The sequence below is a fragment of the Noviherbaspirillum album genome, assembly GCF_035916955.1.
In the GTDB taxonomy this organism is placed as follows: domain Bacteria; phylum Pseudomonadota; class Gammaproteobacteria; order Burkholderiales; family Burkholderiaceae_D; genus Noviherbaspirillum; species Noviherbaspirillum album.
On sequence record NZ_JAWIIV010000030.1, the window covers coordinates 1 to 22,455 of the forward strand.

The following is a 22,455-nucleotide window of genomic DNA, read 5'->3' on the forward strand; positions in this document are numbered from 1 at the left end:
ATGTTGTTTGAGCTTGCAGCTTGCGCTGCCGGCTCGCTTCATCAAGCGCCCACACTTATCGGTTGTTGGTTGTTAAAGAACCTTGCCTGACAGAGCGTCGTGTCTGTCGCCGTCATTCCCATATAGGGTGCGGCTGTCGTGCTTCAAGGGGCAATTTCCACTGCAAACCGCCATCCCTTACCGCACTGTTTCGTCCCTGTCGCTGCTCGCTTTGTTTGCTGCGTTTCGCGACGGGAGCCGAACTATAGCAAAGCATTCGCCAGTCTGCCAAGCACTTTTTTATGCATAAGAGAAAAAACGCCCCTCATAAAGGAATATTGATTTGGGGCCAATATTCCTTTTGGGATACGGGAACGCCGTTTGATGTAATGCCTGACTCAAAAAAGTGTCGTTTCCTTATTAATCCTGCCGCTGCGCTTTGTCATCCGTTGAAAATTCGCAAGTATCTTCCGGTGCGCAATACGGATCGTTCGCTTCCTGCTATGTATCAATCGATCACTGCCCAGTACAAATAAACTTAAAAAATTTACACGAATCCTAACTAGGAATTGCTGGTTGCAGGTTGACCCAGTTCCTTTAACCGTTGGCGAAAAGGGAATCCATTGAAAAACATTGCTATTGTCGGAGCAGGCTTTTCCGGCGCCGTTATTGCTCATGAACTTGCGAAGGCCGGTTATCAATTAAGCGTATTTGACTCACGAAACCATGTTGCCGGCAATTGCCATTCCGCACGCGATACCGAGACTGGCGTCATGGTCCATACTTATGGGCCGCATATTTTCCACACGAGCAATGAAAAAGTCTGGAACTATGTGCAAGAATTTGACGAATTCATGCCTTTTACCAATCGCGTGAAGGCGATCACTAAAGGTAAGGTCTTTTCGCTACCCGTGAATCTGCTTACGATCAACCAGTTCTTCGGCAAGACCTTCAATCCGCGGGAAGCTGAAGAATTCATGAAGATGATCGGCGATCAGTCCATTGCCGAGCCGCAGACATTCGAGGAGCAAGCTCTACGTTTCGTTGGAAAGGACCTCTACGAAGCGTTTTTCAAGGGCTATACCAGCAAGCAATGGGGGCTTCATCCATCCGAGCTGCCGGCCAGTATTCTTAAACGGCTGCCCGTGCGCTTCAACTACGACGATAATTATTACGCAAGCACATACCAGGGTATGCCGAAGAATGGATATACCTACATCGTGGAAAAAATGCTTGATCATCCGAACATCAAGCTGCATTTGAATACAGCCTTCGAACGATCGGCATCTGCCGACTATGATCATGTCTTCTATAGCGGGCCGATTGATACCTGGTTCGGCTATAGTCAAGGGCGGCTTGGTTATCGCACTTTAGATTTTCATGCAGAGACGCATACAGGTGATTATCAGGGAAACGCTGTGCTTAACTATTGCGACGAGGATGTGCCCTGGACTCGCATTTCGGAACACAAGCATTTCTCACCGTGGGAGTCGCATGAGAAGACTGTGATCTTCAAGGAGTACAGCCGATATTGCGAGGAGAACGATATCCCGTATTACCCCATTCGTCTGGTGAAGGACAAATCGCAGCTCAAGCAGTATATCGAGCTTGCTCAGGCAGAACGCAATATCACATTTGTCGGACGACTCGGCACCTACCGGTATCTGGATATGCACGTAACAATCGCAGAGGCATTGGATGTGGCCGAGCGTTTCCTGTCGCTTACCCAAACCAACCAACAAATGCCCGCATTCAATATCAATCCGCTGGGTTAGGCATTCGTCTGATTCAAGGGCCTGTAAGATAAGGCTAATGAGCCGATGAAGACTATCATCGGCTCATGCCTGATCGCTATTACGGCTCTTGCCGAGGCAAGCCGTGCTGTACAGCGCCTTCATTAGTACCGACGTCGGACATGCCATGAACGCCATTTAGCCCAGGCCGTTGGAAATCATATATTCGAGCATGTCGAGGCTCGGAAAGTACGCTAGCGACACCATCGGCCAGCATCGCTGAATACGACGTGATTTTAGCTTCGGCATGCTTCGCGCGGACTTTTCCCTGCAGGGGAATAACCTGGCACTTGCTCATTCGCTCTCTCCCAGAAGATGGAAATTGCAGTATAGAACCGCGGTGATGCTGCCGCTGTGACATTTTGTATCCCGAACAATGTTGCATGCGAAAGCGAGAACCGCTGCTGTGCCATCGCGGTCAGAACTATTTGATAATGCCGCTGACTGCATGGAGGAAAACGATGATGCAAGTAGCTCAATTGGAGGAACTCGCCGACCGACTGCTGTCGTTGAAGTCTCGTCTGCAGGATGTTTCCGGATCTAAGGAACAGGCGCTTGATGAGGGCAGCGAATTGGTACGAGCCGCAAAAGAGTGCGATTTCATGCTACCGACGCCTCTTACCCTGAGTACGCTTTCCGACACCGTCGAAAGAAAACTCCAAAATGTTGCGATCCTTACAGAACGTGCGCGCAAGCATGAATCCCTGCCCGAGGAGGCTCAAATCGCTGCCGAGCAGGAATACATGATGTCCGACGAAGACTATGCCCTTAATCACGCTCCGCAAGACGTGAGCTCACGCGGCGACAGTTCTGAACAGCCCGGTCGTCAATGAAAACATGACCTGGCACAATGCCACTGATGGCGACACGGTGTTCATTGAATTGCCGCAATGATGCTTGATCGCCTTCAGATGAACATACTGATCGACACGACGGCGCAGGCGAGCTGTGCAACGCCGTAGAGAATAGGTTGGACTCGTCCTTATCGAGTTTATCGCTGCTTGAGTCGGATATTCATCAAGCGAGTAATGTTGCGCCTCAACCTGATATGAGCGGTCGGCAATCTCGTCTATCGATGTCCAAGGGCCGCAAGTTGCTGAGGCGTGGGCCTCAGGTTTGGCGCTTGATGCATGTTTATCCCGCTTCATCGCAGTTTAACGGATGCTGCCTCTCGTCCTACCTGCCGGCGCCATCCGGCTTGCATATTCCATCCGAATCTCCTCTCCCATCTCTGGGTGCAGTTTCCGAAGTAGAAGAGTACTCATGCTGATCTGATGCCTCTCCAAAGGGAACGTTGATTAGCGTAAATATCTTGCAGAATCATTCATCACACCGCAAAAAAACGAACTAACCGTCGAATCTCTCCAACTGCTGAACACTGTGCACGCACTCCTTCCGGCTCCGGTATAACCCTCGTGTGCGAACGCCTCGCAGTTAGTTCGAATGGCTTCTCAAGCGCCTGATGTTCAGAGAAAATGCAGGCAATCTACTGCGCAGGCTTGTAAAGTGGCATTTATGACTATTCCTTTATTTCCAGACCAAGACCCCGCCGTCCTTGAGCAGAAACTGCGTGAAAGTTTCAAGGCATGGGTCGAATACCGAGCACGCTCGGGATCGACTGCGCGCAGCGAGCGACCCTTGAAAGACGAGTCCGCAATTGTTTATCAGGAAATGTGGCATGCGTTTGCCGCTTATTGCGCGTCGCGAAGTCTAGACACCACCACGGTGGAAGCAGCCGACATCAAGACTTTCCTGGCGTTGCGCGGCGCGGGTAACGCCAACGGTCGTCCGCGACCAAGTACCAAGGGCCAAGAGCTTTCCCCTCGCTATGCCTGGCGCATGCTCACCTTGATCGATCGCGTAACGCGCTTTCAAGCCCGATGCGACGGCGTCACTCCCAATCCCGCCGCCACCGAACTACTGCAGCTGAGCGAATACCGGTATGCCAACGCCAGCCATCGCGATCCCTTGCCGGACTACTGCACCGAGGCGCAGGCGAAACGCCTCATTGGCTATCTGACGGAGATCAGGCATTCCGAGTCCGCATCAGGACCGCTTACATGGAAGGAGGTAAGGGACCGCACCGCGGTGGCATTGATGCTGGGTGCCGGCCTCACGCCGGGCGACGTTCGGGTCATGACGCTGGACGGGGTTGCCGTCGCCGGCGGACGCAAGGCCGGCGTGCCATGGAAACTTGCATTGCCTGGCAACGGCAATGCGCCGGCACGTGAAACGCCGGTCGCCGAATGGGCCGGTCGTCAGCTCGCCCTTTGGCTCTCGATTCGCGAAGCGCAGAATATCGACGGAGAACTCGTCTTTCCTTCCACCCGCTCGGGCAAGCCTTGGTCGCATACCGGCTGCTATGAATCGTGCAAGGCGGTACTGTCGGGAGCAGGCATGGGGGATGAGGGTGGAGGCGTTTTCAAGCTGCGTCATACATTTGCCCTGCGCCAGCTTGCGAAAGGCAAGACCGAGACTGAAGTGGCGCGATGGCTTGGAATTCTAGACATCAACAGTATGGCTCGCTATCGCCATGTTCTTCCCAACCAGGTTGACGTCGTGTGAAGAGCCGGCATGCTATTTCACGACGGAAAAAGGCCGCGTGCGGACTGAGCGCATTCACGCTGCGTCACTTGCCTTTCGGCGTGGGCGCTTCGGATCAAAGGACGTCCGGTACTGATTCTTGCCCGCCCGCTTTGCGTCGTACATGAGACGGTCCGCGCGTTCCATCACCAACGCCGGGGTAGTCATGCAGGCATCGGGATGAATGCAGATACCCAGGCTGCCGGTGATGCGAAGTCCGGCATGCCCGGGAATGCACACTGCTGCAATGGCTTGCAGCACCTTGCAGGCGAGCCATTCGGCATCGTCAGCCGCATGCAGGCCGCACGCAAGGATGCCAAATTCATCGCCGCCGATACGGGCAATCCTGTCGGAATCTCGGAGGGAGTGGCTAATACGCTGCGCGACCAGGCGAAGGAGTTCGTCTCCCGCCTGATGTCCGGCGGCGTCGTTGACTGCCTTGAAGCCATCGAGATCGAGCAGCATCACTGCACAGATTGTGTTCGTGTCCTTTAGTACGCATGCAAGCGCCTCATCAAAGCCGGCGCGGTTCAGTACGCCCGTCAGCGAATCGGTCTTCGACGCCGTTTCCAATGCCTGCGCCCTGCGCTGCAATTCTTTGCGCCCGCGTGCAATCTGTTCCGATACAAGCGCCGCCTGCCACGGTATGACGAGTATCGCGAGCACCACGCCTATGGACAGCAGCGGAACACCTTGCCAGTACGGCGACAGCATGCAGGCCAGCGCAACCATTCCCGCCCCAAGCAGGGACGCTAGTTTCGCATAGTAGATTCCGCCCACCAATCCACATCCTATGGATACGCTGATCGGTGCCCACCATACCGGCGCCAGAAATTCTCCGCCGATCAGCATTGCAAATGCAATCGTCGCCTGGTCGACGAGTATCGATGCATTCAACCTTGATTTGAGCCTGAAAACAGCATGGCTGCAGACGAACATCCAGCCCAGGGCAAAACAGAAATAAACGCCGAGCAGAACCAGAAGCGGCACATTCGGCTTCAATGGAAGGAAGAATACGGCAACGAGCGCATATAAGATAAAAACGCACACGACGAGCAATCGGAACGCCGCCTGGCCGCTTTCGATATGGAGAGTGGACCTGGAAGCGGGGAATGGCATCGTACGAAATAAATCGTTCATTGAATGCGTTGGTGCTGGTGAGGCTGAAGAAACCGATTCGCAAGCGATCGAGACCTGATCGTGCTCGCGTCTGAATTGCAATTGCGCAACTATTCTATGTAAGAGCGTTGTTACCCGCTTCCCATAAATAGGGGGAAATGCGTCATGGATTTCATTGCGGATGAGCAGTCGGCGGCTTAGCCCCTGCGGCACTTTTGATGCGCGGCGGTTATACATCGATAATCTCAATCCATGCCGCTTTTTCCCATGTCCATGGGATCAATCGAGTCTGCATAATGGCTATACTCGCCGGCGCGAACACGCTGCTCGATACCGATCGAGTGCATTCTGACCCCGTGCGAGTCATCACCGCTCGCACCCACCGGGAATTGCCATGGAGCCCTTGAACTTGTGCCGGCGCTACCTTGCTGCCATCAATGCATCAAGTCTGGCCGACATTCTTGCACTGTTCGACTCGCCAAATGCGCCAGTCGTGTCGCCCACTCATGGGCAGCTGCCGGTCAGCGCCTACGTTCCGACTCTGTTTCACAACAATGAACGGTTTATCATCCGCATACGGCATGTCTTCGAAGCACTCTCGCAAGGGGCCTCAATTGCGCTGCACTGTCATTGCACGTGCATCGGCAACGATGGACAAGTCGTCGAATTCGATAGCGTTGACATTTTCGAGCTGAACGAAGCCCGGAAGAAGTTCAAGAAACTGACCGTGATCTACGATCCGACAAACCTATCGGTACGCACGTGCCGTGGCGAATTGAATAACGCCGGTTTTCCCAGTCGTCCAACGATGCCTGACGAAACGCGTTACTACAATTTTGAACTGGATTTCGACTCGCCTCGGCAAGCAGCATGACCACAGGCGAGCCGATTGGCTTGGAAACCAGGACATGCGAAACCCGTCCGCATCAAGTGGCTGGAAAAGAAAGACTTAACCCCGCAAAAGGCTCAGGGTTTCTCAAGGTTTGGGATCGGCCACGCTCGACCCGGACTTTTCAGAACGGGCGATCCCGTCCGGAGAAGTCCAGGTGATCCGTCACTTATGCCGCGGCCGTCCCGGCCACATCTGCATCATTTAATGCGGGGTAATCAATATAACCTTCAGGCGAGGGATGATAGAACGTATCCGGATTGGGTACGTTCAACGGGGCGCCGAGACGGAAGCGGCGCGGCAGATCCGGATTGGCGATGAAAAGTTTTCCGAAAGCCACCGCGTCGGCCTCACCCGTGGCAATCAGATCCGCCGCGCTTTCCCTGGTCATTTTTTCATTTGCGATATAGACGCCGCCGAACGCTTCCTTGATCTGCGGACCCAGCCGGCCGTCACCGAGCGATTCACGTGCGCAGATGAAGGCAATCTTGCGCTTGCCCAGTTCGCGCGCGACATAGCCGAACGTCGCAGCCGGATCCGAATCTCCCATGCTGTGGGAATCGCCGCGGGGCGCCAGATGCATGCCGACCCGGCCGGCTCCCCATACCTCGATGCAGGCATCCGTAATCTCGAGAAGCAGGCGCGCCCGGTTCTCGATGCTTCCGCCATATGCATCGGTGCGCTTATTGGTGCTGTCTTGCAGGAATTGATCCAGAAGGTAGCCATTCGCACCATGGATCTCGACACCATCAAACCCGGCCGCCTTGGCGTTTTCGGCACCCTTGCGATATGCCGCGACGAGGCCCGGGATTTCTTCGAGCGACAATGCACGCGGAGTGACATATGGACGCTTCGGCCTTACCAGGCTGACATGGCCCGACGCCGCGATTGCACTTGGTGCAACGGGCAATTCACCGTCCAGGAAGACAGGATCGGAAATGCGGCCTACATGCCAGAGCTGAAGCATGATGCGGCCGCCGGCAGCATGCACGGCATCGGTGATTTGCCTCCAGCCGGCCACCTGCTCATCGGACCAGATGCCCGGCGTGTCGGCATAACCCACGCCCTGCGGCGTTACCGCGGTCGCCTCGGAAAGAATCAGGCCGGCTGAAGCGCGCTGGACATAGTACTGCGCCATGAGCGCGTTGGGAATGCGTCCCTCGCCTACTGCGCGTGAACGCGTCAGTGGCGCCATGATGATGCGATTGGGCAGATTCAGGTCACCTGCCTGGAGTGGTGTAAACAATGTTGTCATAAAACCTCTTTATAAAACTGCAACGGTGGATACCGTTGAACTTAGGCGGGCTCGGGACAGCGTCATAGCCTGTCGTTCAAGCTTTCAAGAAACGCCTTGATCGTCGCCTCATTTCTTTTGAAAAAAACCCATTGACCTTCGCGTTGAGCTTCGATCAGGCCAGCTCGCTGGAGAACCGCAAGGTGGGCGGAGACCGTGGATTGCGACAGCCCGGCGCGTTCGTCGATCAACCCGGCGCACACGCCCAGGTGGAGCGGATGTGCCTGATGGGCGAAATATTGCTCCGGGGCCTTAAGCCACTCGAGAATCTGGCGACGGACCGGGTTGGCCAATGCCTTGTGAATCACATCGATATCCATCAGGCGGGATTGCGTCTTTTCAATGTTGAAGTGGGAACAGTGTGGCTGCCGATATTCCGGAACCGACGAATATCGCTAATTTACGATATATCTTGAGAGTTTGCTTGGGACGCTATAACCGGCACTTTTGCGGAATCTTAATCTCTGACGGAGCGCTATCGGTTAAAAGATACGCACACTGTTGAAAACCATTCATGACTCGTTACGGATCCCCTCCCAACGCCATGCTGAAAGATATCTCCAACGCCTTCGTACTGGCGAACCAAACAAAGGGCCACAATGAAGGCGCCTCCGCAGGGAAATCGCTTTCTAAGTCCCGTCGCGTGCTGGTGGTTGACGACAACGACGATGCCGCTCAATCCACGGCGGAACTCCTGCGCCTCCTGGGCCATGAAGTCTTTGTCGCAAACCAGGGAAGCACAGCCCTTGCGGAACGAGCTCGCTGTCATCCCGATATCGTACTGCTCGACATCAGCCTGCCGGACATGGACGGTTATGAAGTGGCGCGCCAGATGCGCACGGCGCCGGATCAGCAATCGCTGGTGCTGGTAGCCATGACCGGCTGGGGCGGCGAGCAGGACAAGCAACTGGCTGATGCCGCAGGCTTCGACCTTCATTGGGTCAAGCCGGTCAGCCTCGACAAGTTGCAGCAAATTTCGCTAATGCCTCCGCGTTCGCTTTGAAGTTGTTCGGGTTAGCATCGGATTTGCAGAGCTGGTGCCGGCCGGAGTCCGAATGGCTGCGCTACCACGCCGACGGTAACGGTGTGTAACGCGTAAAAGCAGGCAACTATCACGCCGGAAACGGCTGGTAGAATCGAAAGACTTCTCTTTCGATGCCATGTTGAAAAAAATTACATCCCGAATCTGGTCTCCCGCCGCAGCCAGGCACGGCTCCCTGTACCGGATTGGGCTCGCGCTGGCCGCGCTGGCCGGTTTGCTGAGCCTATATGCGGTTGCAGGTTTCCTGCTGCTGCCATTCATCGCCAAATCCCAGGCGGAGAAAATATTCGCGGAAAAATTCAAACGCCAGACACAAATTGAAGAAGTCAGGTTCAATCCCTTCACGCTGAAACTGGCCGTCGAAGGTTTCCGGCTATACGAAGCCGACGGCAAGAACGTATTCGCCGAGATCGACGCATTGATGGTGAACCTGTCCGCCGAATCGCTGATACGCGTGGCTCCCATAGTTCAGGAGTTGCACATTGCCGCGCCACGCTTGCATATCGCTCGCCTGGATGCGAATCGATACAACTTCGACGATATCCTTGCTGCGCTTTCCGATCAGCCAGCCTCGGAGGAGACGGCAAGGTTCTCGATCAATAATATCCAGCTTGAGGGCGGGCGAATCGAGTTTGACGACAAGCCAACGCGCGCCAAGCATGTAGTCGGCGACCTGCGCATCGGAATTCCCTTTATCTCATCGCTGCCATCCGACGTGCAGATTTTCGTCGAGCCCTTGCTTGACGCCAAGGTCAATGGCACACCCGTTCTGCTCAAGGGAAAGGCGCGTCCGTTTGCCAGCACGCGTGACGCGACTGTCGATCTGGACCTGGAAAACTTTGACCTGACCCGCTTCGTCGAATATCTGCCGTTCAAGGCACGGATTAAGGTGCCGAGCGCAAAGCTGACCATGAAGATGCAGGCAAATTTCCTGCAACCGGAAGGAAAGCCCGCCGCCGTTACGCTTAGCGGCAGAACGTCAATGAGTGCGGTACAAATCAGTGAGCCTGGCGGGAAATCGATTGCCAGGTTCGACGAACTCGCTGTCGAGCTGCGGGATACGCCGTTGTTCGGCGAGCGCATCAGTATCGCTCGCATTTCCCTCGATGGATTCCAGGCCAATGTGCAGCGGGGTAGCGACGGACGCATCAATATCGAACGAATGCTGGCTCCGACACAAGCCAGCGGACCTGCTCCGGGGAAGGCGCAGCCTGTTGGTGCCAAGACTGCCGTGCCGCGCCTCTCAGTGGGCGAGATTGCGGTGAGCAATGCGGCGCTTCACTTCGACGATGAGGCCGCAGCCCGTCCCATGCAGGCCGACGTCGAGAGATTCAAGTTCACTCTCAAGAAGCTTGATATCGATCTGCGCCGCAATGCAATCGACATCGCTGAGTTGCGCTCGGACAGCGCAGCCTTCAAGCTGCGGCAGGAGAAATCCGGAACCGCGGCGTCTTCCATTCCAGTTCCGCAGGCCGCCAAGAGCGTCACGACAGATCCAGCGCTCAAGTCCGAAACCGGGCCGCTGCTGTCTATCGGCGCGATTCATATTGGCAACTGGACAGCCCGTGTGGAAGACCACAATCATGCCGAACCGGCCGTGATCACGGTTGCTCCGCTCAGCGCTTCGCTAAAAAACCTGTCCAATGCGCCGGGAGCGGCGCCTGCGGCGTTGACGCTGAAGGCCAATGTCAACCAAGGCGGCCTTCTTGCGATGGAGGGCAACCTTGGCATTGCGCCGCTTCATACCGACTTCGCAGTCGACATCAAGGGCATTGACATATTGCCTCTGCAGCCGTACATCACCGATCACGTCAATCTCAAGCTGACGCGCGCCAGCCTTACCGCGTCGGGAAGGCTGCAGCTGGCGTCCGGGAAGGACAATGCCGTGCAGGGCGGATTCAAGGGCGACCTAACGCTGGGCAACGTGGCGACGGTCGACAAGTTGAGCGGCAATGACTTCCTGCGCTGGAAATCGCTGTTCGTCGGCGGCATGGATCTACGCGTGGCTCCATTTGCCTTTTCCGCCGACCAGGTTGCGTTGAGCGACTTCTTTGCGCGCGTGATCATCGATCCCAACGGGCGCATCAACCTGCAGGATATTGCGCGCGGAGATGCGCAAGGCAGCCGCAGTCTCACCGAACGCAACGACGACAAGAGCGGCCGGGGCAACGCCAAGCCGGCGGCCCCGGCCGCTACGGCGAGCCCGGAGGAGGCATTTGCCGGTGACAAACCGGGCAATGCCAAGGCCCCCGGTCTGCCGCCAATCGCCATTCGCCAACTGACGCTGCAGGGTGGACGCATCCGGTTCACCGACAACTTCATTCGCCCCAACTATTCCACTACTCTGGCCAACTTTGGCGGCGGAGTAACCGGTCTATCCTCGGTCGCAGCCGGAAATGCGCAGGTCGACATGCGCGGCGAGGTCAATGGCGCACCGCTGGCGGTCAATGGCAGCATTAATCCGCTGCGCGGGGATCTGTTTCTGGATCTGAAGGCCAATGTCCGGGGCATGGAACTGGCCCCGCTGTCGGCCTATTCCGGGCGCTATGTGGGCTACGGCATCGAAAAGGGAAAACTTTCGTTCGAAGTTGCCTATCGCGTCGATCAGCGCAAGCTGACCGCGGAGAATCGTCTGACTCTCGATCAGCTCACCTTCGGCAACAAGGTCGACAGTCCGAACGCAACCAAGCTGCCGGTGCAGTTCGCGGTTGCACTGCTGCGCGACCGCAATGGCGTGATTGACTTGAATCTTCCGATCGGCGGTTCGCTGGACGACCCGCAATTTTCGATCGGCGGCCTTCTTATGAAGGTAATTGGCAATGCCATCCTGAAAGCCGCCACGCAGCCCTTCGCGATGCTGGGATCATTGTTCGGAGGCGGCGCGGAGCTGTCCTCCATCGACTATGAACCCGGGCGTGCCACGATACCGTCCGCAGCCGAGTCCAAACTCCAGTCGCTTGCCCGCGCCTTGAGCGAACGGCCGAATCTCAAGCTCGACATCGGTGGCCAGGTCGACCCGGAGGCTGATCGGGAGGGCCTGAAGCGCACTTACCTGGAGCGCAGGGTCAGGTCGCTCAAATTGCGCGATGCCGGCATCCGCCCAGGTTCGCCCGAGGCTGCGGAAATCTCAATACGGCCGGATGAATACGCTGACCTGGTGGCACGCGTTTATCGGGACGCAAAATTCCCCAAACCGCGCAACGTGATTGGTCTGCCCAAGAGTGTTTCCGTCGGCGAAATGGAAAAACTCATCATTGCCAATGCCGAGGTCGATGAAGACGATCTTATTGCACTTGGTAACCAGCGCGCCCAGAACACGAAACTATGGCTGCAGCAGAAGGGCCAGGTCGTACCGGAACGGTTGTTCATCGTTGCACCCAAGCTTGGCAAACCAGATGGCAATGCGGCCGGCAGTCGAGTCGAATTTGCCCTCCGATAAGCCGTGTCAAGTCAGCGAAACATTTTGTAACAATCCTTACGACATATCTGTGGATAAAGGTACAGCCTTGGTATGTAATATCGACATCAACCAAGGAGATGGATCATGAACAAAACCATAGGCATCGTCGGCTCGCTGGCCGGACTGGTGCTGCTGGTATCAGCCAATGTCGCTCATGCCCGGGTTGACGTCGGCATCAATATCGATATTCCAGGGCCTTATGTGCGACCGGCACCCGTCTATGTACAGCCGGCGCCTGTTTATGTGCAGCCAGCACCTGTCTATGTGCAGCCCCAGCCGGTATACGTGCATCCGCGTCCGGTTTATGTGCAGCCCCGGCCTGTCTATGTACAGCCCGCGCCCGTCTACGTACATCCGCAGCCGGTGTATGCGCATCCGCGCCGCGTAGACAATCACGGCTGGCGGCATCAGCACTGGAACAACGGTCGACGCGACCAGGACAGGGACGGCGTTCCCAACTATGCGGACCGGGACCGGGATGGCGACGGCGTGGCCAATCGCTATGACCGCAGGCCGCATAATCCTTATCGCTACTAACAGGAAACAAGACCGCGGACGCTTTGCAAACTGGCAGAGCCAAGTACCGTCGCTCTCTGAATCGGCGGAAGCATTCCAAGCAGCGCTTGTATCCTCCCTGTTTCCTCGTGTCCCCGCGGGGAAAACATGAAACATAACGCAGGGCAGCCCCTCAAACGGCTGACCTGCGTTTTTCATGTGGTTTTCGTTTGTCTCCGGGGGAAATTGTGCAAAAGCTACGCAACCTTCTATCGATTGTCATCCTGACCTTCAATCGCGCATCGGAATTGCGCAGCACACTCCAGCAACTATTCTCGCTTCCCGAAACTCCGGACATCGTGATTGTCGATAATGCCTCGACGGATGATACGGCCGAGATGGTAAGCAGGGAATTTCCTCAAGCAACCCTAATACGCCTTCGGCAGAACATCGGCGCGGCGGCGCGCAATTTCGGAGTTCGCGCAGTTCAAACGCGCTATGTCGCTTTTTGCGACGATGACTCATGGTGGGCCGCCGGCTCCCTTGAAAGGGCGGTAGACATTCTCGATGGCCATCCCCGCGTGGCGGCAATCTGCGCCCGAATCCTTCTCGGAACGGACAATAGGGAAGATCCGATCTGCCGCATCCTCGCCGAAAGCCCTCTCCCCTCGGACGGACTGCCTGGGCGGTCGCTGCTCGGGTTCATAGCCTGTGCCACGGTTGTTCGCCGCGAACCTTATCTGGCAGCCGGCGGCTACGAACAGAAGTTCTTTGTCGGAGGCGAAGAAGAACTGCTTTCTCTCGACCTGGTCAGCAACGGCTGGCGCGTGGTCTACATTCCGGAAATGACGGTGCATCATCATCCCTCTCCACAGCGCGACAATCCAGGCCGGCAAATCATCGTCATACGCAACGCCCTGTGGGTCAGCTGGCTGCGCCTCCCTCTACGCAATGCCTTGCGCGAGACGCTGCGCACCTGCCGCTCAGCGAAAAACAGGCGCATTCTTTTCAAGGCATTGGGTAATGCCGCAAAGGAATTGCCCTGGGTTTTCCGCAGGCGCAAGGTCCTTGCTCCGGAAACCCTGGCACTGTATCGCCTGCTGCGTCACTAGCTCTTCTTGCGCTTGCACAGGTCACTGCGTTGCATTGCATGCGGCAGGACGACCGCCATGCGAGGGCTTGGAACAAAGTTACGAAACGACCATCATATTGTCATTAATGCAGTACCACAAACATTTGCCGCGCCTTCACCGGTTGCGGCATTCATGGATCCGTAGGCAACGGCATAAAGGAAGATGTCCATGCGAGGCCCGAATCAAATTGACAAACAACAGATCGTGCACGGTTTATTGAAGGCCACGGTCGCGGCACTTTCCTTCTGGCAGTTACGCAAGCAGGCGCAACGGAAGCAGTTGAAACAGCAGCACCAGGCCTTCACGAGCAGTGCCGAGGCACTCAATCCAAAGCGTCTTCCCGCACAGCCTGTTGGCGGGCAGCGCCGCGAGCTTGCTGCCGGACAGGCACAGACTCAGGCTCAGGCAAAAGACGGAACCAAAGGCGCGCCAAAGGTGCAGGTCGACGAAAAGCCGCATGAGGATCTTCGGAAGGAATCACGTCCCAAGGCGCTGCTTCATATCGCCATCTCGGCAGCCAAGGAATGGTCCGCGCACCGTGCCGCAAGCAAGGGCGCTGCGCTGGCGCTGTACACGCTGTTTTCTCTTGCGCCGATGCTGCTCCTGGTGGTCACCATCGCCGGATTCTTCTTTGGCGAGGATACCGTCCGCCAGAATCTGCTGGAACAGATGTCCAAGCTGATGGGAAGCGAGGGCGCGGACGCGGTGAAAACCATTCTAGGCGGCGCCAAGAACGAGTCTGGCGGCCTGATCGCAGGCCTCGTCTCGATCGCGCTGGTGCTGGTCAGTGCAACCAGCGCCTTCGCCGAATTGAAGGATAGCCTCGATGAATTATGGGAAGTGCCGCCATCGAATCAATCGGGATTGTGGGCTCTTGTGAAAGAACGCTTTCTCTCCTTTGGACTGATCCTGGTGCTGGCGCTGATGCTGCTCATGACCCTCGGGGTGAGCACCGCGCTTGCCTCGATGGAAGGCGTATTTGGAGGCGGCACGACGGGCACGATCCTGAAAACCGTCACCATGGTCGTCTCGCACCTGGTGTCGTTCGGGGTGGTTGCGGGGCTTTTCGCGGTGATCTTCAAGTATCTCCCGGCGACTCAAATTGCCTGGAGAGACGTGATCGTCGGCGCCGTCATCACTGCCATACTGTTCATCATCGGCAAATTCGCCATTGGAATGTATGTCGCCAGCGCCGACATCAGTTCTTCCTATGGCGCCGCCGGATCGGTCGTCATCCTGATCACATGGATCTACTATTCAGCGCAGATCTTTTTCTACGGTTCGCTGTTCACGCACGAATATGCAATGAAAGTGGGCAGCCGAGCCGGCACGAGCAACGTGGAACAGGCGAAGCCGCTCCCGTTGCGCGACGGCGGGCCTAGTCCTTCGACGTCGCGGAATAGTATCGCTTGACATCCCGGATGTAGCGACGCGTTTCGGCAAATGGCGGAACACCGTTGTACTTGCGCACATTGCCCGGACCGGCGTTATATGCAGCGAGCAGCTTGTCGAAAGTCGTATGGCTCTGCATCAGGTACTTCAGATAGGCCGTGCCTGCATTGATATTGATCTGTGGGTCATAAAGACTATGGGCGCGGCTCACCCCCACGAAGCGCGCGGTATCCGGCATAAGCTGCATCAATCCGCGCGCCTGCTTGGGTGATGTGGCACCCGGGTCGTAGCCTGATTCCTTCTCAATGACAGCGTGGATCAGCCCGGCCGGCACGCCATGCTGGCTCGATGCTGCCAGCACCATGTGGTGAAAGGGCTTGTCCTCGCATGCATGGCAGGACGCGTTGGCCACGATCTCGTCGACCGACAAGCTGTAATCCTGCGCCAGAGGCACAGTGTCCCGCGAACGGGCGTTTACGGATTTGCGCGGCAATCGGCCGCGTCCGTTGTCGGCGCCGAACGTGCCCCACTCGGCGAGAATGTCCTTGACGCTGGTCGCCCGATTCATCCAGCTTTTCTTGGGTCTATTCGTGAGCTGGTTCGCCTGCGATGACGACGTTACGGACGGCGGCTCTTCCTGCGGCGCTTGCACCGCCGGACCGGCGCACCCGGCAAGCATTGTGCATGCGGCGATTGCCGCGCAACTCGTCACGCCTATCGCACGTGCAAATTGTCGCGTTGAGATCCAGCATCCTGCTGCGATGGTGACTTGCGAAGCCGCGGCGGGCAGCGGCGGCGTTGAACGAGAGCGCAACATTCCATCCTCCTACGGCACGACCGCGATGAATGTCACGACCGGCGTGGAAGCGGCCGGACAATAGCGGGGACGTAAAGGTCTTCTGCTGCGGCTGCAGGCGCTTGCGGAGCGAAACAATCCGGGCGGATGTCGCTTCCATCGCGTTCATGTCGCGTTCATGATGTGCAGCTCTGCTGTCATAGGCAAACAGCCCTTAGACCAGAAGCTTTGCGTCCCCGCCTTTCAACGGGTTTGCCGAATTGATTTGGTGATTCGTGCGACGAGCATAGCGCGCGTCATTTCCTTGTGGAAAGAACTGATGCGATTTGTCACACTTTTTGTCTACTTTTTTGCCTTCGCGTTTTGTGCGCCGCAGCGTGGCGATCATGCTGCGGCAGGAAGCAGGAGCCCGCGATCGGTTTTTGCGTCGACGCGAGGAAGTCCGGGACGAAGGGGAGTGGCGAGTACATCGCTGCGCTTTCCCCGTTCATGTTGCCGTATACTCTTGCATGATTCGCCAGCCCGGGCATCCGCAAGGATTACCCGACAGCGGTGCCCGCATGCCTTACCTTACCGACGACGACATGAGACAAGATTCCCGTTTTCCCAATCTCTTCATCCTCAATCATCCGCTGATCCAGCATAAGCTGACGCACATGCGCGACCGCGAAACGTCGACCCGCACGTTTCGCGAACTGCTGCGCGAAATCACCTTGCTGATGGGGTACGAAATCACGCGCAACCTGCCGCTGACGACAGTGAGCATCGAAACGCCGCTGCAGACGATCGAGGCCCCCATCATCGCCGGAAAGAAGCTGGTGGTTGTTCCGGTCTTGCGGGCAGGCATCGGCATGAGCGACGGCCTGCTCGAACTGGTGCCCTCGGCACGTGTCGGTCATATCGGGGTCTATCGCGATCCCGACACGCACCGCCCTGTGGAATACCTGGTCCGGCTTCCCGATCTGGCTGAACGCATCTTCATACTCTGCGATCCGATGCTCGCCACCGGCAACTCGGCGGTGCATGCGGTCGACGTGCTGAAGAAGCGCGCCGTCGGCGACGACCAGATCATTTTCATGGCGCTCGTGGCGGCGCCGGAAGGCATCGAGGTTTTTCAAAAGGCGCATCCGGACGTCAAGGTGTACGTCGCGTCGCTCGATTCCCATTTGAACGAGCATGCCTATATCGTTCCCGGACTGGGCGATGCGGGCGATCGTTTGTTCGGAACGAAATAAGCCGGATCTTCAACGATGATGTGGCGGCCCGATGGCGTCACGGCTAACGGCGCCGCGATCCGTCTCCTGTTGGAAATGACCGGAACAATGCGGGCTCGATTGTGGTCGCACGTATTTTGGAGCTGATCATGACACGACCACACACCGACACCAACGCAGGCAAGCAGGACAAGGACCAGGACCAGGGCGCTCTCGAAAAGCTGGCCAATCTCATCGACCCGGCCAGCCGGGACGTCAGCGATGCGGAAATCTTCGATCCCGGCGCCAATATTCCGAGCTCGGGCCGGGTATTGAACGAGTCCGAAGCCCCGCCTTCGAAACGCAGCCCCCGCTGATGTGCAGACGTCACCCGGGCATCTAGGATGTCCCGGGTGTTACAGCGCGCTGCTGGTGATATCCGTGTGCCGATGTTCGTGTGCCGCCAGAACTTCTTGCCAGGTCGCCCTCCTCCGCGCACCGTCATGCACCGTCATGCAGCCGCCCTGCCCTGCGCCTGAAGCTACATGACGGCAAATATCATCCCGAGGCCGACCAGCATCGCAAGCACGAGCAAGGCTATGAGAATGGGAGGCTTCATCTTGTTATCCTTTCCTGTCAATTTAGCAATTTAATTTTTTGAGACATGCCGCAGCAATTCGTTCACTCGAAAACTGAAGCGCCACCGCATTAACAGAGGCCGCCTGTGCGTGGAAGCAAGCTCGACTACAATCGATCTTCAACGCCAACGATTGAAAACTGCCCATGGCTGCCATACCTGTCCCTGCCCCTGCTTCAATTCCCGGCGCTGCCCCTAAGCCGCCCCTGACGCCGCGCCCTGCCGCAACCCTGATCCTCGTACGTGACGGCGCACGAGGCCTGGAAGTTTTCATGCTGCAGCGTACTCACCAGGCAGCCTTCGTGCCGGGCGGCTATGTCTTTCCGGGAGGAGCCGTGGATGCCGGCGACGGCGATGCATTCTTCGCGCCCGATGCTACAGCCGACATCAGCGCCAGCCAACGCCTAGGCCTGCCCTCGGGAGGGCTGGCCTACTGGACGGCCGCTATCCGGGAATGCTACGAGGAAGCCGGCATACTGCTTGCCGATGACGCGCACGGGCGCCCTGTCGATACGGCCGAACCGTCCTTGTGCGCGGCGCTGGCGGAAGCGCGCGGCAAGGTCGCATCGGGAGAAATGGCTTTTGCCGACCTGTGCCGGGCGCTGCGCATGCGGCCTGCGTTCGAACGGCTTGCCTATTTCGCGCACTGGATCACGCCGGTGGGCGCACCGCGCCGTTTCGACACGCGCTTCTACATCTCTGCGGCGCCCGCCGGCCAATGCGGCTCGCATGACAACAGCGAAACCATTGCCAGCATGTGGCTGCGGCCCGAGGATGCCCTGGCGCGCCATAAGTCGGGTGAGGCCGACATGATGTTTGCCACGGTGCGCACGCTGCAAACGCTGGCGCGTTTCCATGACGTCGCGGCATTGATGGATTACGCGCGCAGCCTGGCGACAGTGCCGACACATCAACCTAGGGTATCGGCCGGAAGCAAGGGGCGCCGGGTGCTGATCCAGGGTGATGCCGCCTATGCCGAAGTCGGCAAGCTGGACCCGGAGGGCAAGGGCCATGCCGCCAGCGACATTGTTCCCGGCGAAGTGACCCGACTATCGCGATATCTGCGCCGGGTGACAGCCCCCAATCCCGGCTACATGACCGGCCCCGGCACCAACAGCTATCTGGTCGGCGAAGGCGATGATCTCGCATTGATCGATCCTGGTCCCGCGGATGCAAGCCATGTCGCGGCGGTGCTTCGCCATGCCGGAGGCCGCATTCGCTGGGTGCTGACCACCCACACCCATATCGACCATTCACCTGCCGCGGCACTTGTCAAGGCGCAGACCGGAGCCCGGGTGCTTGGGATGCCGGCGCCGCCGCATGGCAACCAGGACCGCGCCTTCGTGCCCGATGAGACGCTCGAGGATGGCATGACGATCCGGATCGGCGCTTGCACGCTGCGTGCCGTACATACGCCAGGACATGCATCGAATCACCTTTGCTATCTGCTTGAAGAGGACCGTATCCTGCTGACCGGCGACCACATCATGCAAGGCTCGACGGTAGTCATCAATCCACCCGACGGCAACATGCAAGCCTATCTGGCTTCCCTCCAGCTATTGAAGACCCTGGATATCGATTATCTCGCTCCGGGCCATGGCTTCCTGATCGAGAATCCCGATGCCGTAGTCGACCGCATCGTCGCACACAGGATGGCGCGGGAAGCAAAAATCGAGAGGGCCCTTGCAGCGCTCGGGGAAGCGCGTATCGAGGAACTGGTAGCAATCGCTTACGATGACGTGCCGCCGCAGCGGCATGCGATGGCTGCGCGTTCCCTGCTGGCGCATCTCGAAAAGCTGCAGGCGAATGGACGTGCCGCGGTGGAGGGTTTGTTCTGGCGTTCCGCTGCGGAAGGCCTGTGGAATACGGGGAATGCGTCAGTACGCGGGACGAAAGGCGGCGCCTGAAAACATCATAAGGCGCCTCTGCGCAACCGCCATGAAAATGGTCGACCGCGCCAAGGCGTTGGAAGGCTACAGATGTGCAGGTTTCAGATACCTTGTTCGTCTTTCATGCCGGTCATGCGGTCAATACGAATCGTAGACGGACTGCCTGCGCTCGAACAGGGGACGCTGGCGCGAACGGTCAATGGCGCGGCGCTGGGGAAAGCGTCCGGCCAGAAAAAAATGCATGGGATTGCGCCGATCAGCCCCGTGGTCCGAAAATCGCCGCCCCTTGGTCTGGGTGCGGCCCATCGACAGCAATGCCACCGCGGCCAAACCGCCGGCCAGCCCGATCAGCAATCCTTTGTTGCCGAGCAGCCGTGTCGCATGCCCGGTCGTCGGCAACCTTTTATTCAGTTCCATTGCAACGCCTCCTGTTTTCTACTGCACTCATCGTGAAAAATCGGTATTCGGTACCTGTTAGGACTGTGCTCTGCGCAAATTTGTTCTCGCTTGTTAAAACACTTGCGGCAGGTGCACTTCCATTGTCGCAAGCCTTTCCGTTTCGCCTTCGAGAAATCTCAACTTACCTCATGCATTTTCGGTTGCGGACACTCGGAAACGGCTCCTTGCGGAACCCCGTCCACGGCGAGTACTCTCTCTTGATGGCAGGTCTTTAACCGGCCACACTCAATCATGGAAAAATTCTTGATCCAGAATGAATTCGGGCAGCCGCAGGAATTGATCGGCGAAGAGATCGTCGTGCCGGATTTCGAAGAGCTGCAATTCATTTTGCATACCTGGCTGTACGACAAGCACGGCGGATGGGCCATTACCGAACGCTCTTCCGGAAAGCGCATCACCAGCGGTCCGCAGGGAACCGAACATTCCGCGCGCGAGCAGCTGGAACGCCAGCTGCGGCTGCATGGCAAAGATGCGCTAATGCGGGTGCTGGGCGCGGGCAAGCTGTCCAGCTGATCAGCGCAATCTGTTCTTGCGAGTCTGTGCGAGGCCGGTGCGTGCTTAGTACGCGCTTAATCTGCGCCGTGAACCGGCTGCAAGGGCTCGAAAATGGCCGCGTCGCGGATGGCCTGCGTCACATCGGCATACCGGTTCTGGTAGATGCTGACCTGCGCGTCATACTCCTCGCGGCCGATATGGTTGCCATGCTGACTGGCAATGATTTCATTGAACTTATCGCTCATGGGCACCGACATCGAAAGCCGGCGCACCGCCCGTATCGTCCGGCTGCGGCGGTCGATAAGGCTGAGGTACAGGGTAAAGCGGCTGTCCTGGCTCAGGGCTTCCGGCACGGGGCGCGTTTCCGGCGGGTAGAGAAAGACATGGAACTGTGCATCGCCGGTCATGTTATCGCCGATCTGCCACGGCACCACCGCGATGTTCTCCACCTGTAGCACACCGATGCGCACCTCGTCCTCGGTCACGGTGCGAATCAGATCGTCCGGCGGGTCGGCGAAGAACAGGCGCAGTTCGGGGCCGGACTTGGAAAACTCGAATACAGCCGCATCCGCATCGAGCAAGGTACCGCCATAGGTCTTGCCGACTTCCAGTGTCTCTGGGGTCATACACTCTCCTGCCATCGTGTTGCATGTACGGGGCGCAGGAGCACATGGCATGCTTGCGCTCCTGCGGTAAAAACTACCTGTCAGCGGTCAAGCGCATTGGGACTGACGCTCACCCGCAGATCGCCGGCCCGGCCATTCTGCCTAGAGTACAGCCACGCCGCATAATCCTTGATAACGGACATGCGATCGTCGTCATTCATGTCCTTCCATGCCGTGCCATCCTGATGATGAGCGATCACTTCGTCGAGTGAAAATTCGACGGAGCTTTCCTGGCCGTCGTCATCGATTGCCGCCTTGATTCGGCTCATGTCTGCTCCTTTCCATGTAAATGTCCGATCGGGAAAGACAGCTCAAGCGAAAGCCGTGCCTGCTTTCGTCCTCGCATCACCCGGCCTTGCACTGCATTGATTCAGCAACAGTTCCGGGGCGGCACACGCGATAGTTGCTCATTCACGAAGCCTTCGAACGCGTGCAGCAAGGGCATATACTTTGCCTCATTGCCTTCGAGCTGCATCAAGGCCCGGCAGGCGGCTTCCAGCGTGGAAAGCTGGTCGGGTGCGTGCGCCTTGCGGATGCTGTACCGCGAAGTATCGACCTGCTGCAGGGACATCCTTGGCAAGGTTTGCAGCATGGGATTGAGATGGAGCAGCTTGCGGCTTTTGCGCCATGTGCCGTCGAGAATCACGAGGCGCAGTCGAAAGACTCCGGGCGGCCTGCTCCTGTAATCGCCGGGAACGAACGACACCGGCATTTCCGGCGTCCCGGGATACAGCAGCACCGGATGAATTTCCTGCGGCCCGCAAACACCTGACTGCGTCGCTGCCATCGCGTCTTCACGCTCGACAGGCGCATGCAGCAGGCGCCGCAGTTCATCATCATCGAACGTTTCACCGACGGCCAGCCGGCTGCCGGCGAGACTCAGGTGCAGCAGCGGCGCGCTGCCTTTTGCCTGGCGGCTTTCCAGCGGATGCTGAAGAATGAGCACCTCGGGAATGGGTTGGACCGGCGTGATCCAGCGGCAGATGCACGCCGACCGCGGGCGGGCGCAACGACCGCAGATCGGACGGGATGGTTTCTCGGGAATGGAATCGTTCGGCGTCATGCAAGGCAGCGATGGAAGTAGCGCAGGCGCCACGACTATATCACCCGGCACCACCCCGCGCCGCTCAGTGTACCGGCGA

Annotated in this window: 23 protein-coding genes and 1 riboswitch; of the genes, 15 read left to right on the forward strand and 8 right to left on the reverse strand. The window is 57.7% G+C overall.

Annotation, left to right across the window (positions count from 1 at the left end):
* Positions 1 to 281 precede the first annotated feature (281 nt).
* The 4 genes from RY831_RS24995 to RY831_RS25010 all read left to right on the forward strand — a co-directional run bounded on the left by RY831_RS24995 (position 282) and on the right by RY831_RS25010 (position 4,337).
* Entirely contained in the window at positions 282 to 515 is a 234-nt protein-coding gene (locus RY831_RS24995; RefSeq protein WP_326509093.1) for a hypothetical protein, read from the forward strand.
* Positions 516 to 602: 87 nt separating this feature from the next.
* Complete coding sequence (glf, locus tag RY831_RS25000; RefSeq protein WP_326509094.1) at positions 603 to 1,754, forward strand: UDP-galactopyranose mutase; 1,152 nt, start codon at positions 603 to 605, stop codon at positions 1,752 to 1,754.
* A 479-nt stretch (positions 1,755 to 2,233) separates the two neighbouring features.
* Complete coding sequence (locus tag RY831_RS25005) at positions 2,234 to 2,605, forward strand: hypothetical protein (RefSeq protein ID WP_326509095.1); 372 nt, start codon at positions 2,234 to 2,236, stop codon at positions 2,603 to 2,605.
* 682 nt (positions 2,606 to 3,287) lie between these two features.
* Entirely contained in the window at positions 3,288 to 4,337 is a 1,050-nt protein-coding gene (locus RY831_RS25010) for a site-specific integrase (RefSeq protein ID WP_326509096.1), read from the forward strand.
* A gap of 54 nt (positions 4,338 to 4,391) precedes the next feature.
* On the opposite strand, the gene RY831_RS25015 is transcribed toward RY831_RS25010, so the two are convergent.
* On the reverse strand, positions 4,392 to 5,345 hold the full coding sequence (locus RY831_RS25015; protein WP_326509097.1) for a diguanylate cyclase domain-containing protein: 954 nt from the start codon (positions 5,343 to 5,345) through the stop codon (positions 4,392 to 4,394).
* Between the two features lie 523 nt (positions 5,346 to 5,868).
* Here RY831_RS25015 and RY831_RS25020 point away from each other — a divergent pair.
* Positions 5,869 to 6,348: a nuclear transport factor 2-like protein gene (locus tag RY831_RS25020; RefSeq protein ID WP_326509098.1), complete on the forward strand. Its 480-nt coding sequence runs from the start codon at positions 5,869 to 5,871 to the stop codon at positions 6,346 to 6,348.
* Positions 6,349 to 6,532: 184 nt separating this feature from the next.
* Here RY831_RS25020 and RY831_RS25025 read toward each other — a convergent pair whose 3' ends face one another.
* Positions 6,533 to 7,618 (reverse strand): alkene reductase, encoded by a 1,086-nt coding sequence (locus tag RY831_RS25025; RefSeq protein WP_326509099.1) that lies wholly within the window; start codon positions 7,616 to 7,618, stop codon positions 6,533 to 6,535.
* Between the two features lie 62 nt (positions 7,619 to 7,680).
* Entirely contained in the window at positions 7,681 to 7,977 is a 297-nt protein-coding gene (locus tag RY831_RS25030) for an ArsR/SmtB family transcription factor (RefSeq protein ID WP_326509100.1), read from the reverse strand.
* A 194-nt stretch (positions 7,978 to 8,171) separates the two neighbouring features.
* On the opposite strand from RY831_RS25030, the gene RY831_RS25035 reads away from it, so the two are divergent.
* The 5 genes from RY831_RS25035 to RY831_RS25055 all read left to right on the forward strand — a co-directional run bounded on the left by RY831_RS25035 (position 8,172) and on the right by RY831_RS25055 (position 15,200).
* The gene (locus RY831_RS25035; protein WP_326509101.1) at positions 8,172 to 8,660 is read left to right on the forward strand and encodes a response regulator; all 489 of its coding nucleotides are present in this window, start codon (positions 8,172 to 8,174) and stop codon (positions 8,658 to 8,660) included.
* A gap of 157 nt (positions 8,661 to 8,817) precedes the next feature.
* Complete coding sequence (locus tag RY831_RS25040) at positions 8,818 to 12,138, forward strand: DUF748 domain-containing protein (protein ID WP_326509102.1); 3,321 nt, start codon at positions 8,818 to 8,820, stop codon at positions 12,136 to 12,138.
* Between the two features lie 105 nt (positions 12,139 to 12,243).
* Positions 12,244 to 12,696 carry a thrombospondin type 3 repeat-containing protein gene (locus RY831_RS25045; protein WP_326509103.1) on the forward strand — a complete coding sequence of 151 codons (453 nt, stop codon included), beginning with the start codon at positions 12,244 to 12,246 and terminating at the stop codon, positions 12,694 to 12,696.
* Between the two features lie 206 nt (positions 12,697 to 12,902).
* Positions 12,903 to 13,766: a glycosyltransferase family 2 protein gene (locus tag RY831_RS25050; RefSeq protein ID WP_326509104.1), complete on the forward strand. Its 864-nt coding sequence runs from the start codon at positions 12,903 to 12,905 to the stop codon at positions 13,764 to 13,766.
* 189 nt (positions 13,767 to 13,955) lie between these two features.
* Positions 13,956 to 15,200, forward strand: coding sequence for a YihY/virulence factor BrkB family protein (locus tag RY831_RS25055; RefSeq protein ID WP_326509105.1), 1,245 nt, complete (start codon positions 13,956 to 13,958; stop codon positions 15,198 to 15,200).
* Here the strand turns inward: RY831_RS25055 and RY831_RS25060 are convergent.
* The gene (locus RY831_RS25060; RefSeq protein ID WP_326509106.1) at positions 15,166 to 15,747 is read right to left on the reverse strand and encodes a lytic transglycosylase domain-containing protein; all 582 of its coding nucleotides are present in this window, start codon (positions 15,745 to 15,747) and stop codon (positions 15,166 to 15,168) included. The two genes, RY831_RS25055 and RY831_RS25060, sit on opposite strands and share 35 nt — an antisense overlap.
* 10 nt (positions 15,748 to 15,757) lie before the next feature.
* Between RY831_RS25060 and RY831_RS25065 the strand changes: the two genes are divergently transcribed.
* The 4 genes from RY831_RS25065 (at position 15,758) to RY831_RS25080 (ending at position 19,712) form a co-directional block, all read left to right on the forward strand.
* Positions 15,758 to 16,060, forward strand: a complete 303-nt coding sequence (locus RY831_RS25065) for a hypothetical protein (protein WP_326509107.1) — start codon at positions 15,758 to 15,760, stop codon at positions 16,058 to 16,060.
* A 96-nt stretch (positions 16,061 to 16,156) separates the two neighbouring features.
* Positions 16,157 to 16,242: riboswitch (cyclic di-GMP riboswitch) on the reverse strand.
* A gap of 317 nt (positions 16,243 to 16,559) precedes the next feature.
* The gene (gene upp, locus RY831_RS25070) at positions 16,560 to 17,210 is read left to right on the forward strand and encodes a uracil phosphoribosyltransferase (RefSeq protein ID WP_326509108.1); all 651 of its coding nucleotides are present in this window, start codon (positions 16,560 to 16,562) and stop codon (positions 17,208 to 17,210) included.
* 128 nt (positions 17,211 to 17,338) lie between these two features.
* On the forward strand, positions 17,339 to 17,545 hold the full coding sequence (locus tag RY831_RS25075) for a hypothetical protein (protein WP_326509109.1): 207 nt from the start codon (positions 17,339 to 17,341) through the stop codon (positions 17,543 to 17,545).
* Positions 17,546 to 17,951: 406 nt separating this feature from the next.
* Complete coding sequence (locus RY831_RS25080; protein WP_326509110.1) at positions 17,952 to 19,712, forward strand: MBL fold metallo-hydrolase; 1,761 nt, start codon at positions 17,952 to 17,954, stop codon at positions 19,710 to 19,712.
* A 120-nt stretch (positions 19,713 to 19,832) separates the two neighbouring features.
* Here the strand turns inward: RY831_RS25080 and RY831_RS25085 are convergent, their stop codons facing one another.
* Complete coding sequence (locus RY831_RS25085; RefSeq protein WP_326509111.1) at positions 19,833 to 20,111, reverse strand: hypothetical protein; 279 nt, start codon at positions 20,109 to 20,111, stop codon at positions 19,833 to 19,835.
* Between the two features lie 285 nt (positions 20,112 to 20,396).
* On the opposite strand from RY831_RS25085, the gene RY831_RS25090 reads away from it, so the two are divergent.
* Positions 20,397 to 20,666 carry a hypothetical protein gene (locus RY831_RS25090; RefSeq protein ID WP_326509112.1) on the forward strand — a complete coding sequence of 90 codons (270 nt, stop codon included), beginning with the start codon at positions 20,397 to 20,399 and terminating at the stop codon, positions 20,664 to 20,666.
* A 56-nt stretch (positions 20,667 to 20,722) separates the two neighbouring features.
* Here the strand turns inward: RY831_RS25090 and RY831_RS25095 are convergent, their stop codons facing one another.
* From RY831_RS25095 to RY831_RS25105, 3 genes are all read right to left on the reverse strand, one after another.
* Entirely contained in the window at positions 20,723 to 21,274 is a 552-nt protein-coding gene (locus tag RY831_RS25095; protein ID WP_326509113.1) for a hypothetical protein, read from the reverse strand.
* Positions 21,275 to 21,354: 80 nt separating this feature from the next.
* The gene (locus RY831_RS25100; RefSeq protein ID WP_326509114.1) at positions 21,355 to 21,582 is read right to left on the reverse strand and encodes a hypothetical protein; all 228 of its coding nucleotides are present in this window, start codon (positions 21,580 to 21,582) and stop codon (positions 21,355 to 21,357) included.
* A gap of 101 nt (positions 21,583 to 21,683) precedes the next feature.
* The gene (locus RY831_RS25105) at positions 21,684 to 22,376 is read right to left on the reverse strand and encodes a tRNA-uridine aminocarboxypropyltransferase (RefSeq protein ID WP_326509115.1); all 693 of its coding nucleotides are present in this window, start codon (positions 22,374 to 22,376) and stop codon (positions 21,684 to 21,686) included.
* Positions 22,377 to 22,455: the final 79 nt, after the last annotated feature.

Coding starts and splice junctions, on each gene's coding strand:
- RY831_RS24995 (WP_326509093.1), top strand. CDS start 282: ATGCATAAGAGAAAAAACGCCCCTCATAAAGGAATATTGATTTGGGGC.
- RY831_RS25005 (WP_326509095.1), top strand. CDS start 2,234: ATGATGCAAGTAGCTCAATTGGAGGAACTCGCCGACCGACTGCTGTCG.
- RY831_RS25010 (WP_326509096.1), top strand. CDS start 3,288: ATGACTATTCCTTTATTTCCAGACCAAGACCCCGCCGTCCTTGAGCAG.
- RY831_RS25020 (WP_326509098.1), top strand. CDS start 5,869: ATGGAGCCCTTGAACTTGTGCCGGCGCTACCTTGCTGCCATCAATGCA.
- RY831_RS25025 (WP_326509099.1), bottom strand. CDS start 7,618: ATGACAACATTGTTTACACCACTCCAGGCAGGTGACCTGAATCTGCCC.
- RY831_RS25030 (WP_326509100.1), bottom strand. CDS start 7,977: ATGGATATCGATGTGATTCACAAGGCATTGGCCAACCCGGTCCGTCGC.
- RY831_RS25035 (WP_326509101.1), top strand. CDS start 8,172: ATGACTCGTTACGGATCCCCTCCCAACGCCATGCTGAAAGATATCTCC.
- RY831_RS25040 (WP_326509102.1), top strand. CDS start 8,818: ATGTTGAAAAAAATTACATCCCGAATCTGGTCTCCCGCCGCAGCCAGG.
- RY831_RS25045 (WP_326509103.1), top strand. CDS start 12,244: ATGAACAAAACCATAGGCATCGTCGGCTCGCTGGCCGGACTGGTGCTG.
- RY831_RS25055 (WP_326509105.1), top strand. CDS start 13,956: ATGCGAGGCCCGAATCAAATTGACAAACAACAGATCGTGCACGGTTTA.
- RY831_RS25060 (WP_326509106.1), bottom strand. CDS start 15,747: ATGAATCGGGCGACCAGCGTCAAGGACATTCTCGCCGAGTGGGGCACG.
- upp (WP_326509108.1), top strand. CDS start 16,560: ATGAGACAAGATTCCCGTTTTCCCAATCTCTTCATCCTCAATCATCCG.
- RY831_RS25075 (WP_326509109.1), top strand. CDS start 17,339: ATGACACGACCACACACCGACACCAACGCAGGCAAGCAGGACAAGGAC.
- RY831_RS25080 (WP_326509110.1), top strand. CDS start 17,952: ATGGCTGCCATACCTGTCCCTGCCCCTGCTTCAATTCCCGGCGCTGCC.
- RY831_RS25085 (WP_326509111.1), bottom strand. CDS start 20,111: ATGGAACTGAATAAAAGGTTGCCGACGACCGGGCATGCGACACGGCTG.
- RY831_RS25095 (WP_326509113.1), bottom strand. CDS start 21,274: ATGACCCCAGAGACACTGGAAGTCGGCAAGACCTATGGCGGTACCTTG.
- RY831_RS25100 (WP_326509114.1), bottom strand. CDS start 21,582: ATGAGCCGAATCAAGGCGGCAATCGATGACGACGGCCAGGAAAGCTCC.
- RY831_RS25105 (WP_326509115.1), bottom strand. CDS start 22,376: ATGACGCCGAACGATTCCATTCCCGAGAAACCATCCCGTCCGATCTGC.